Origin of the sequence: Paenibacillus sp. MCAF9 (assembly GCF_052114265.1) — a bacterium.
Taxonomy (GTDB): Bacteria; Bacillota; Bacilli; order Paenibacillales; family Paenibacillaceae; genus Pristimantibacillus.
Genome location: NZ_JBFREL010000001.1, coordinates 352783 through 364845, shown reverse-complemented (window position 1 = coordinate 364845; position 12063 = coordinate 352783). Strand labels below are relative to the sequence as shown.

Here is a 12063-nt window from a genome sequence, read left to right as displayed (position 1 = left end):
TACGGAAACCTCCTCACGCCACACGAGTACTCATGTGCCAATTTCAATTTCTATTTCGTTTCAAAAAGGGATAATTCACTCATCATGATGCCGGTTACCTTTTCTTGATCTACCATAAACTCGAGTACCCATTCCTTCTCTTTATCGATATAACCTAGTAGTTTTAAATCATCGTGTTCTCTATTATAATAGGCATCCCCATACATGTCCTTAACAGATTGAATAGAATTTCCCAGTTTAGCCCCTTTATGGGTAGCTTCATCTGGAAGCAGATTATAGCTTGCGACCTTGCTTTCAGTTACCGTATATGTAGCGTTAAAATACTCCCATGACTGAACAGGCACATCATAATCATCTGCTTTTTTCATTTTAATATCGTATTTCCCTTTTGGCTGACCACGTTTATCCGTAAGTAATTGTACCGAATCCCCAGGTGATATCCCGCCAGTATGCTCCTTGGTTAAATCCGTACTTTCGATATTAGTTAGAAAATCCTGAGGCACGCTTGGCTGTTCGGTGGAACAAGCAGCTAGTACCAAACATATCAATATGACTATTATCCCTTTTTTCATATAGCCCCTCCTCTATTTGCTTTCGCTATACATTGGTTTCGTATATGAAAAAGGTTCAAAAAAGGTTTTAAGTTGAAATTATTTAAAATGTCAACTATAATATAGAATGCTTTTATTTGTTTACCGGAAAGGAAAGACTACGATGAGTGAAGCTAATCATTTTCGAGTTTTATTGTATTATAAATTTGTAGCTGTACCGGATGCTGAGCAGTTTGCTGCTGAACATCTTGCATATTGTAAGGAATTAAACGTAAAAGGCCGTATCTTAATTGCTGATGAAGGCATTAACGGAACGCTCTCAGGAACCATCGAGCAAACTGAACAATATATGGCGCATATGCGTGCGAATCCTTTATTTTCGGATATGGTTTTCAAAATCGACGAAACAGATAAACATGCTTTCAAAAAGATTTTTGTACGTTACAAGAAAGAGCTAGTGACGCTACGTTATGATAAGCCTTTAGATCCGAATACATTAAGCGGCACTCGTCTATCACCTAAAGAATTTCATGAGTATTTGCAAAGAGAAGATGTTATCGTACTAGATGGCAGAAGCGATTATGAATACGATCTTGGTCATTTCCGCAACGCGATCAGACCCGATCTTGAAACATTCAAGGAGTTTCCTGAATGGCTTCGCGAGAATATGGCGGAATTCAAAGACAAGCCGATCATTACTTATTGCACAGGCGGCATTCGCTGCGAGAAGCTTACTGGGGTTATGCTTAGTGAAGGCTTTAACGACGTCTACCAGCTTGAGGGCGGTATTGTAACCTACGGCAAGGACGAAGAAGTACAAGGCAAACTGTTTGACGGCAAATGTTATGTATTCGATGAGAGAACATCCGTTGTTATTAATCAAACAGATGAAGCGGTTGTTGTAGGCAAATGCCACCACTGCGAGCAGCCTGCTGATACCTATATCAATTGTGCGGATGACTCCTGTCATTTGCAGCATATCGTATGTAAGGAATGTGAAGAAACGAAGCACGGCTTCTGCTCTACAGCATGCGAAGAGCATGTTGTTAGCGTAAAATAATGAGCAAGTAGCTATAGAGTTTGGTTATTTTGCTGGAACATGGTTAACCTAAGCTAGCCTCGGAGTTTTAGGCAATCACGCTAGTGGAGGTTATTGTGGATGGCTCACAACAAAAACAAATCGATTCCAAGCAAAAATCAAGCGTTTGAAGACAGCTCCAAGGAAGCGGAAAATAATTCAGCTTCGGCCAGAGCAGAGAATATCAATCAAAAAGGCCATGTTCCGAATAGCCCGTCAACCGGCTAGACGAATAATCGTTTTGCAACAGAAAAAAGAGCTGCCCGTGAGTTTTACTCACGGACAGCTCTTTTCTTATGTATTCCAAGGTTTATTTGGTGACAATTGCTTCCCAGCGATGCTGATATTGTAAGAGCCGTGGATGCAGTTGTGCAGGCTCTTCCGTCAACAAAAGCCTGATTTTCACGATCCATTCCTCGAATGATGAGAACGAAGCGAACATATTCGCCATTTCAGCCGTCATGAGTACAAATAGCGGTTTCGGATAAGTTTCGGCCAAATGTCTTAGAGCAAAATCGATTGGCGTATACTTCTTGCGTTTAATTTCAAAACGTTCAACAACGATGTTCGTCTCCGCTCGGTCCCGCTTCCATTCATGCAGCCGATCTTCCCGCTTATAAAATGGGCTGACGTTCTCTTTCGACATCCTCTTGATGCTCAGCTCATGCAGTGGATAGAGAACAAGTTTGCGAAAGGAACGTGCCTGCACCCAATCTGCGGCTAGATCAAGCTCTCGCTGCGTTGTATGCTCAAATGTATCATAGTATACAATCGTTCCTTTCAGCTCATCTACAGGCGGCTCATAGCCGAATGGCATTTTCTGCACGTTATCCACCATTTATTTGCAGCCTCCTATTATCCAAGTCGTCAAATGCTTAGGAGCCTAAAATAACATATTTGGTGGGAAATTGCCATGTCAGAGCTTCCTGTAGTCACTTTTCATTATATTCTTCACTAAACTTGACCATTTGGAGTTGGCGGGACAATATTTTCGGGCAACCTTCTCAATGGTAGTCAGTCCCTTGCCCACATAGTTTTTGGATAAGAGCTGTCCAAACTTTCGTACGCTGTCCCCTTTGGTTTCAAAGCTGAACGCTTTATTGTATTTATCGCCATCTATCGCATTGAGGCCAAATAAGTTATTTTTGCTCTTGGCCAGCCGGCTTTTGCCATTTCCACTCTCCAGCTTCATCACGGCTATTGTAAAATAAGCATTTATGCCGTATTCATCCTCTACTTCAAGGATAGCTTGTTCCAAATCATGCCCGGATAGTGCTGTTCCTTCGAATATTTTCTCAATATGCTCGATCGTAAGGCCCGAATCAGACTCTACGGCAGATGTTGGCTTCATAAGTTCTTCCTCTACTGCTTCTTCTAAAATTTCTATTTTATCTATGCGCTGCTCCTCACTTTTTGCCTTAAGTGCAATGGCAGGCTGACGATTAACATCAGCAGCAAGGGATAACACGGAAACTTCACTTTTCACCTTTTTGGCATATCCGCCATGTACGTATCCACCATTTTGCAGCTTAAGCCAACCATTGTCTGTTTCTTCTGTAATTTCAAGCTTTGCTCCCTTTTCTACAACCTTTATAATATCCGAAGCGGCGCTCGGTTTTGTTCGAATGTTAAGGTAATACGCGGTAACCTCATATGTATTCGTTAGCTTTTCAGCGATGGCTGGCGGTTGTTCAACTTCAAGAGTCGTTTCAAGCGGGATGGTTGGAGGTTGATCAGATGTGTTAACTGTAGCTGCGCTAATCTCGTTGAATGTTACAGGTATAGGTGCTGGAGTGGGTGAAGCGATGACTTTTTCATTGTTCTCTAAGCTGTCAACAACAAGCGGCGTTAGGGTAGTTAAGGAAAATGGTTCTGCTGCAGACGTTTCTAAAGCTTGTGAATCCGGTTCGTTATTTAAAGGTTGGACGTACATGCCTAAAGTAATGACTAACGATAAAATGAGCAAGTAAACAAATAAATGCTGATTCAACTTTTTTCGCATGATTATACCTCTCCCTTAAGTTAATGAAGTATACCTGTTACGATATAAGTTAGATGGCGAGAATAAGCAGGCATCAATAAAAAGTGGACGGTCTGTGAAGATTATATGTCGCTCATTCCTTCAAAAGACGAGTTTTTATGCTTCTTGTAAATTATGAGAAATTTTTTAGCATCAAGGAATCGAGGTTTAAAACACAAAAAAAGCGCTTCATCCCTAGAGGATAAGCACTTTTTTTGTACCTATAAAAATCGCTAAAAAAATTTTTTTTATTGCTCTAAATGTACGGCTTAAAATCTATATTTTCGTCATTTGCTTACGCTTTATTTTTTAAATCCGGCTGCATGAGCAGCGATAATCGTATCCATCTGCTCGTTCCAAGCATCATCCTCGGTGCATCGCTCAGGGTGAGCCTCAAACCAAGCAACCGTCCGTTTAATCCCTTCTTCAAAGGAAAGATCTGCTGAAAAATCGGGAACTAAGCTTTTGATTTTGCGGTTATCAAATACGCTCGTGACAGATTTATCGCCAAGCAAGCCGCCCTCGAGATCAGGGTCATGCGAAATAAGAAACTCGGAAGAAATATGGACAAGCTTCGGCTCTACGCCTGCGGCTGAACCTATCGCTTCATAGATTTGATTCCAGGTAAGGACTTCGTCTGAAGTAATATGATACGCCTCTCCGATTGCCTCAGCACGTCCAAGCAAGCCGACAAAACCTTTGGCAAAATCGGAATTATGTGTCATCGTCCACAAAGAAGAGCCATCACCATGCACGATAACTGGCTGTCCCGCACGTATTCTTGCGATCAGAGACCATGGATGCTGCCAGCTGTTTAAGGCTGCGGGTATCATCGTATCGCCATAGGTAAATGACGGTCTTACGATAGTAACTGGAAAACCTGATGACGCCTGCTCATCGAGCAGCAGCTGTTCACATGCAATCTTGTCACGCGAGTATTGCCAGTACTGATTTTCGAGCGGTGTTGCATCCTCTGTGATGATATAGTGTTTAGGCGGTTTCTGATAAGCAGAGGCTGAGCTTATAAATATGTATTGATTCGTGCGTCCACGGAACAACGCAATGTCCGTGCTGACATGCTCCGGCGTGAAGGCAATCCAATCGACTACCACATCAAACTGATAGCCTTCAAGTGCAGCAGCAGCCTGCTCAGGGTCGCGTATATCACCCTTGATGATCTTTGCCCCTTCTGGTACAAACTCGTCTCGTTTCCCTCTGTTAAAAAGATAGAGTTCAATTCCGCGTTCTAACGCGAGCTTAGAAACAGCTTCACTTATTAATCCTGTTCCACCAATAAACAATACCTTCATCGACAACCGCTCCTTTTTTGTATCTTGGCATTTGTTACGATTAAACGGGAGAGCTTACGGCTTAAACGATCTAAATCGTCAATTAATAGTACCATATACGTTACTCTTTTAATATTTGAAAATGCTATAATAAAACCAATTAATAGAAACAAGGAGCTGCTATACTTGAAACGATTAGCCCAAACCACACTCTATTCGGTTCTGCTCTCTTCGATGCTGCTCAGCGCATGCAGCAGCCAAACAAATTCAGCTGGATCAGCAACGAACGCACATGAAGCAAATGGCGGCAATCATGGTGATCATCAAACAGCATCTGGCGATTTGCAAGAGACGACAGCATCGCTTGATATTTTACCAGCTTTTCTAGATGGCGCCTCTGACAACCTGCGTATCGCCTATCAAACCGCTGCAACGGTTACGGATGTATTGCCTTATATCCCTTGTTACTGCGGGTGTGGCGAAAGCGCGGGACACCAAAGCAATCTCAATTGCTTTATCGCCGAAATAAAGGAAGACGGCTCTGTTGTCTGGGACGATCATGGCACTCGCTGCGGCGTATGCATTGAAATTGCTGTAACAACCGCAGCAATGAAGTCTTCAGGGATTGAAGTAGATCGGATTCGCCAAATTATCGACGAAACGTATAAAGAGGGTTATGCCAAGCCAACGAAGACTAAGCTTCCCCCTGCTTCCTAGTTTGTTCATCAATGATTTAAACAAATGACAGTCCAGAACAGGAGTAATCGTTCTTGACTGTCATTTTTTATAGATGCTCCCTAGTATATCAATCTATCTACTCTTCTAATACATTATAAACCGTAGCAAATGATTGTTCTGTTTTAATAATGGTATATCGGGAATGTTCGCGATCAATCATGCTGCTGCTAACCGAGAAGTCAGCTATTGCTCTGTCTAGAGTAATATCAAACACCACTTTATCCTTTTTCACAAAAACCAGTTTATGTACCGACTCATCCAGCAAAGGATATTGTCCGCTTATCTTTCTATCTATCCAATATCCGGCGTAGGAGGTTTCATTGGTCCACTCTCGTCCGACTGTTCTTTCCATCTCTTCTCTTGAGCGATAAGCTTCAAAAACAAACATCTTATCCCAATCAAATGGCGCGACTTCCTTCATATCAAATGTGGTTCCCTTTTGCACAGCTGCTTTAAGCTGCTCGGTGAATAAGGCTTCATAATCGTTATTGACTCTAGTCATTCGATAATTCGAGTAGCTCAAAATAAACGGAACAAAAATAATCATTAGAAGTGTGATGAAAATGAATTTTTTTATTTTGTGCATGGCTTTCCTTTCCAATTGGATTCCTACTCTCCCTTAATAACGAATGCAGTCATAGGGTTGTTGCAGTTTTGGCGGATTATGCAAGAAATCAAACAAAATCATAAATTTACAGCATCGCTATGCTTGAACCAAAGTAACTAAAATAAGGCTATATACATCATTTTATGTCTTTTCCTTGGAGGGGATCTATGCGATTGCCAAATAAGGTTGTATTTATTACGGATTCAGACAGTGACAGCGGGAAAGCGATCATTCGACGTTTAAAGGAAAGCGGAGCGCATTTTATTTTGAATAGTCATTCAGGAGGCTCTGCGATTGGGTCGGAATTAAAGCTAGTTCAGGACGCAGGCTTGCAGGCGGTCGTAGTTACCATTGACCTTAGTAAAACTGCTGAAGTAACGGATATGCTTCTATTCACGGAGCAGCAGCTTGGTACGGTTGATATTCTCGTTCACAACAATAATGAGATTTCTCCAAGCACAATTGAAGATGGAGATGAAGCGCTTTTTCAGCAAAGCATCGCAGTAAACGCCAAATCCGCATTTATTTGTACGCAAGTTTTCGGCAAACAAATGATGATGAAGCAAGCTGGGAAAATCATCTATGTCTCTTCCATTCATGCCGAGAAGCCGACTGGTTCAGCGTTTACCTACAGTATTGCAAAAGGTGCAGTCAAAATGCTGTCCAAAGAAGCAGCTCTTGTGTTAGGTCGATATGGGATCAGTGTCAATACCATTGAAGTGGGTTCTATTGCTGGCGACGATGAGTTGTTTCACAGTTATCTATCCACCTTGTACAACGACTACGAATATAAGGTGCCTAATGCTGTTTTGTGCAGCAATGACGATGTTGCCGAGCTTGTGAATTTTCTCTCTTCCGACGAGGCGAGGCTCATTAATGGTGCAGATATAAGGCTGGATGGCGGTTTTTTGCTTCATTATATGAATTTCAAAATGAAAAAACCGTAATCGCCGGTATGGAGGTGAATAATGAGTATCGTTGGCAAAATCGCTTTAGTTACCGGCGCCGGAACAGGAATTGGCAAAGGCGTTGCAATCGAGCTTGCACGGCGCGGGGTTATGGTTGCCATTCATTATAATCAGAGCGATGCTGGTGCGCTTCATACCAAACAGATGATCGATGATTTCGGTGGAAGCTCGATGATCGTGCAAGCGAATATTTCGCAAAAAGATGAAATCGAACGGATGGTCTCCACCACTGCTGGACATTATGGCGGCATTGATATTTTGGTTAATAATGCGGCCTTGCAGCTGAATTATGGATTTTTTGAGCATGATGAAGCCTCTTTCGATCGCATGATGAACATTAATTTAAAAGGTTACTGGCAGTGCACACAAGCCGTCGTTCCCTATATGAAGGAAAAGCAGTCAGGACGCATCATTAATATGTCTTCTGTACATAGCAAGCGCCCCACCGACTTCGATGCCGTATATTCCATGACCAAGGGCGGTATTCGCATGTTAGGCAGAGAAAGCGCAATTGAGCTTGCAAGGTATGGGATTACCGTTAATACGATTGAGCCAGGAGCCGTTGATGTCGGCAAGCAAAGTGCCCGAGAATCGAAGCCAATCATGTCCGCCGAGGACGTCGAGAAGCATAAAAACACGACCCGCTCTATACATGATAAATTCCCGCTTGGCCGTGTTGGCCGTCCACTCGACGTAGCTCAGCTCGTATGCTTCATTGCATCCGATGAAAGCGAATTCATGACCGGTTCAGCCATTCGACTCGATGGCGGCAGCATGCTGCTCTAACCTAGCTAGATGAATGAATGAGAGCAACATCTTTCAATACCTAACTTATAAACAAGGAGTGACCTTTCGTGTCCAACAATCCTTCTTTTGAAGAAACGTTAGCCCATGTGAGCAAACATGCAAGCCCTTCCGCGCTTCGGATTACGGATATTCGCTTCACCGATATTGTAGGCGGGCCGTTTCATAGCAGCTTGATTAAAGTGTATACGAATCAAGGCCTAATCGGATTTGGTGAAGTACGTGACGGAGCTGATAAAGTTTATGCACAAATGCTGAAAGGTCGGTTATTAGGCGAAAATCCATGCAATATCGATAAGCTTTTTCGCCGCATTAAGCAGTTTGGCGGTCATGCCCGTCAAGGCGGTGGTGTGAGCGGGCTTGAAATCGCTTTATGGGATTTGGCTGGAAAAGCATATGGCGTACCGATCTATCAAATGCTCGGCGGCAAGTTCCGTGACAAAATTCGAATGTACTGCGATACCGAGGTCGTCGGCAAGGATACCGGCACCGCCATGGGACTCGCGCTTCAGAAGCGTATGGAGGAAGGCTTCACTTTCCTAAAGATGGATCTTGGCATCGGTCAAATTATTAATGAGCCAGGTACTTTAAGTGCTCCGATAGGCTTCATTGATGAAATGCGAAATGCTTCCAAAAACCGTTACAGTGCAAACCAAGACACCTTAACCGAAGAGGAAATTCGTGATATCCGAAATCAACATTATGATATTCACAACATCCCCCATCCTTTCACGGCGATTCATGTAACGGATAAAGGGCTTGATATGCTGGAGCAATATGTGGCGGATGTACGCGCTGTAATTGGTTATGAGGTTCCGCTTGCTGTAGATCACTTTGGTCATATCGGTCTTGAAGATTGCATTAAGCTTGGCCGCCGCGTCGATAAATTTAATTTGGCTTGGATGGAGGATATGCTTCCATGGCAGTATACCGAGCAATATGCGAAGCTCGCGCGTGCTGTTGCAACGCCGATATGTACAGGTGAGGATATCTATTTGAAAGAAAACTTCAGGCCGCTGCTTCAAGCTGGCGGGGTGTCGGTCATTCATCCAGACGTTCTGACGACTGGCGGCATTTTGGAAACGAAAAAAATTGGTGATATGGCACAGGAATACGGTGTGGCCATGGCGATCCATATGGCTGAGAGTCCTATCGCCTGTCTCGCAGCAGCACATGTAGCAGCAGCGACAGAGAACTTTATGGCGTTAGAGTATCATTCCTGTGAGGTGCCATGGTGGGATGATATTATCATTAGCAGCAAGCTTCCGAACAAGCTCGTTCAGAATGGCTTCATTCATATGACAGATGCTCCAGGTCTGGGCATTGACGACTTGAACGATGAGGTACTAGCACAGCATCTGCATCCAAAAATCCCAGGGCTGTGGGAGCATACGGACAATTGGAATCATTACCATTCCAATGATCGGCTTTGGAGCTGATTCGTTGCGACAGTTATTATGACGGATAGGATCAAAACGGGACGCATAATTGCGTTCCGTTTTTTCATGTTTTGAAGTAACGATAGCGCTTTGAGCAAATATGAACATTATAAAAAGCACCTCCAGTTCCACATGATATGTGGAGTTGAAGGTGCTTACTTTATGAACGTATGGAGATTATCCCAAAATGTTAACACTCGTCTTAGCTTCATTTGTTAATCGAGCAGCAGCAGCAGCTTCCATTAAACCTCGGATATAACCGATACCGTATAAGCGTCCCAACAGCTCATATCCGGGATTCGCATTATCCTCGCCTTCCATCGTCGGCACATGATCTGGCCTTGCTGGCCCGTTAAAGCCTACTTCATAATACGTATGCATGGCCTCGAGCATATTGGTTTGCCCGTCATCGTGGAACGTTTCCTCAAACCTTTCCGGCGTTCCTTTCACATCACGGAAATGGACGAAAAACACTTTATCCTGCTTTGCAAAATGGCGGATGACGCTCGGAATATGTTCTCCAGCTGTTGCGAGTGTTCCTTGGCATAGAGTAATGCCGTTATAGGCGCTTGGAACTAAATCAATCGCTTGCTGCAGGGCAGCTGCACTTGTCAAAATACGTGATATCCCTCTAATAGGTGTGATCGGAGGATCATCGGGATGCAGCGCGAGCTTCACTTTTGCTTTCTCTGCAACAGGGACGATTCGCTCCATGAAGTATTGAAGATTTTCCCAAAGCTGATCTTCACTAATAAGGCCAGCCTCGGTAAGCGGTGCGTCCTTCATGAGGCTGTGATCGTAGCTAGACACTAGTGCTCCGCCCCGCGTCCGTGTGGTGGTCGATGTTCGAAACCAATTGAACTGAGCCATAAAATTGTAGCAAAGGACAGGAATTCCGGCTGCACCCATATTCGTAATAAATTGCTGGAACACTTCGATCTCGGCGTCTCTTCCTGCCGTTCCAAGCTTAATCTCATTGCTTGGAGGCATAGATTCGATCACGTTAAGCGTAAGTCCAGCATCAGCATACCTCTGTTTCATGCGAATAAGCGGCATCAAATCCCATGGTTTCTCCTGCTTTTCTTCCCATGGAAGTCCTCCAACTGCGTATTCAATGCCAAGCTGCTTTGCCAAAAGCCATAATCTTGCTGGCTGCGATGAGAAAAACTCTGCTAGCTGCATCCAGATACCACCTCCATAGTTTATTAACCAGCCACTTTTGCTGCCAATTCCTTGCCCATTTTGTCTATTTTCTTGTAGGCATCTTCAATCGATTGCTGGCCGAAGGTTACAGCCTCCATCTCCTTCTTATACGTATCAACCCATTCGGAGAAGCCTGCTGCCGGCGGATAGAACGGCAAAGCCTTGTCTAGTGAAAGGTCATATATTTCTTTGCCGAGCTTATCTTTAGCCTCAAGAGTTGGCTCGAGCTCTTTATAAATGTCAGGGTTGATCGGAATGCCGCGTGTGAGACCAAGCGCACTGCCTGCGTCCTTATCGGTAACAAACCATCTCAGAAATTTTTTCGCTTCATCTTTGTTTTTGGAATTCGCGCTTACACTTAAGAAGATGGTTGATTGCGCCCAGCCGCCACCCGCAGGACCAACAGGTAAATTGACTACGCCTACCTTTCCTGGCATTAGCTGCTCTAAAGCGCTGACAGAGCCGGTTGTTGCACCTCTTGTCATTACGACGCCGGATGCCATTGGATCAGCTTGCGGGTCATTTTCCAGAAATGAAGCGGCTTTTTCTGCAGGAGGTACGATTTTTGATTTGCGGAACTCTTCATACGTTTGGTAGAAGGTCATAAACAAATCCTTATCAAGCGTAAATGTTTTCCCGCCATCGGACATAACGGGCGGTTTGCCCATCGACGTCTGGTAATAGTTGAAGCTATCCCAAGTGGTTGTATCACCTATCGGATATTTCCCATCAGGCAGCTTCGCCCGAGCGTCTCTTGCCCACTGGAAAAATTCATCATAAGTCCAATCCTTATGCGGAAGCGTGATCCCGTATTGCTCCAGCTCCGCTTTGTTGTAGGCTAAGCCTTGCGCATTCTGACTGAGTGGAATACCGTACAATTTTCCATCTATTTGCAAATTAGAAATAACGGATGGATCAACAATGCCGCTTAGGTCAATGTCAGAGAGATCCTCTAGCTGACCGCGCGATACATATTCTTGAATGTAGGCAGCATCCATTTGCAGTACATCTGTTATGGACTTCGAAGCAGCAAGTGTCGGAAGCTTTTGCCAGAATGCATCCCATGCCATAAATTCCGGCTTAAAAGATACGTTCGTGTTTTGCTGGGAGTAAATGTCTAACGCTTTTTTTGTTGCCTCGTGCCGGGCATCCGGCCCCCACCACATAATGCTGAGTGTTGTTTTAACACCAGCATCTTTGCCGCCAGCATCATCCGGCTTTGCTGTGCTCTTCGTTCCTTCATTGTTTTGCTTCCCTCCATTGCTGCTTCCGCCTCCGCTGCAAGCAGTCAATGCGAGCAGTAATGCCAGCATCAACAGCCCCAAGCTTCTTGACCCTTTTTTGTTCATCATCTTGCATCCCCTTT

General features: G+C 44.1%; 13 protein-coding genes. 6 read left to right on the top strand and 7 right to left on the bottom strand.

Annotated elements, in window-relative coordinates:
- Positions 1-50 precede the first annotated feature (50 nt).
- A complete protein-coding gene (locus AB4Z45_RS01700) occupies positions 51-572 on the bottom strand; it encodes a hypothetical protein (RefSeq protein WP_441907608.1) in 522 nt (173 codons plus the stop codon).
- 142 nt (positions 573-714) lie between these two features.
- Between AB4Z45_RS01700 and trhO the strand changes: the two genes are divergently transcribed.
- Positions 715-1611, top strand: a complete 897-nt coding sequence (gene trhO / locus AB4Z45_RS01695) for an oxygen-dependent tRNA uridine(34) hydroxylase TrhO (RefSeq protein ID WP_076265918.1) — start codon at positions 715-717, stop codon at positions 1609-1611.
- A 99-nt stretch (positions 1612-1710) separates the two neighbouring features.
- Complete coding sequence (locus AB4Z45_RS01690; RefSeq protein WP_179089728.1) at positions 1711-1857, top strand: hypothetical protein; 147 nt, start codon at positions 1711-1713, stop codon at positions 1855-1857.
- An 82-nt stretch (positions 1858-1939) separates the two neighbouring features.
- Here the strand turns inward: AB4Z45_RS01690 and AB4Z45_RS01685 are convergent, their stop codons facing one another.
- The 3 genes from AB4Z45_RS01685 to AB4Z45_RS01675 form a co-directional block, all read right to left on the bottom strand.
- Positions 1940-2467, bottom strand: coding sequence for a hypothetical protein (locus AB4Z45_RS01685; protein WP_441907607.1), 528 nt, complete (start codon positions 2465-2467; stop codon positions 1940-1942).
- Between the two features lie 78 nt (positions 2468-2545).
- The gene (locus AB4Z45_RS01680) at positions 2546-3631 is read right to left on the bottom strand and encodes a glucosaminidase domain-containing protein (RefSeq protein ID WP_441907606.1); all 1086 of its coding nucleotides are present in this window, start codon (positions 3629-3631) and stop codon (positions 2546-2548) included.
- Between the two features lie 320 nt (positions 3632-3951).
- Positions 3952-4959, bottom strand: coding sequence for an SDR family oxidoreductase (locus AB4Z45_RS01675; protein WP_441907605.1), 1008 nt, complete (start codon positions 4957-4959; stop codon positions 3952-3954).
- A gap of 165 nt (positions 4960-5124) precedes the next feature.
- On the opposite strand from AB4Z45_RS01675, the gene AB4Z45_RS01670 reads away from it, so the two are divergent.
- Positions 5125-5655 carry a PCYCGC domain-containing protein gene (locus AB4Z45_RS01670; protein WP_256710764.1) on the top strand — a complete coding sequence of 177 codons (531 nt, stop codon included), beginning with the start codon at positions 5125-5127 and terminating at the stop codon, positions 5653-5655.
- A 97-nt stretch (positions 5656-5752) separates the two neighbouring features.
- Here AB4Z45_RS01670 and AB4Z45_RS01665 read toward each other — a convergent pair whose 3' ends face one another.
- A complete protein-coding gene (locus tag AB4Z45_RS01665; protein WP_441907604.1) occupies positions 5753-6262 on the bottom strand; it encodes a hypothetical protein in 510 nt (169 codons plus the stop codon).
- 188 nt (positions 6263-6450) lie between these two features.
- Between AB4Z45_RS01665 and AB4Z45_RS01660 the strand changes: the two genes are divergently transcribed.
- The 3 genes from AB4Z45_RS01660 to AB4Z45_RS01650 all read left to right on the top strand — a co-directional run bounded on the left by AB4Z45_RS01660 (position 6451) and on the right by AB4Z45_RS01650 (position 9494).
- The gene (locus AB4Z45_RS01660; protein ID WP_441907603.1) at positions 6451-7230 is read left to right on the top strand and encodes an SDR family NAD(P)-dependent oxidoreductase; all 780 of its coding nucleotides are present in this window, start codon (positions 6451-6453) and stop codon (positions 7228-7230) included.
- Between the two features lie 21 nt (positions 7231-7251).
- Positions 7252-8037, top strand: a complete 786-nt coding sequence (locus AB4Z45_RS01655; RefSeq protein WP_441907602.1) for an SDR family NAD(P)-dependent oxidoreductase — start codon at positions 7252-7254, stop codon at positions 8035-8037.
- Positions 8038-8105: 68 nt separating this feature from the next.
- Positions 8106-9494, top strand: coding sequence for a mandelate racemase/muconate lactonizing enzyme family protein (locus AB4Z45_RS01650; RefSeq protein WP_441907601.1), 1389 nt, complete (start codon positions 8106-8108; stop codon positions 9492-9494).
- 177 nt (positions 9495-9671) lie between these two features.
- Here the strand turns inward: AB4Z45_RS01650 and AB4Z45_RS01645 are convergent, their stop codons facing one another.
- Positions 9672-10676 carry a mannonate dehydratase gene (locus tag AB4Z45_RS01645; protein ID WP_441907600.1) on the bottom strand — a complete coding sequence of 335 codons (1005 nt, stop codon included), beginning with the start codon at positions 10674-10676 and terminating at the stop codon, positions 9672-9674.
- A 23-nt stretch (positions 10677-10699) separates the two neighbouring features.
- Entirely contained in the window at positions 10700-12049 is a 1350-nt protein-coding gene (locus AB4Z45_RS01640; RefSeq protein ID WP_441907599.1) for an ABC transporter substrate-binding protein, read from the bottom strand.
- Positions 12050-12063 lie beyond the last annotated feature (14 nt).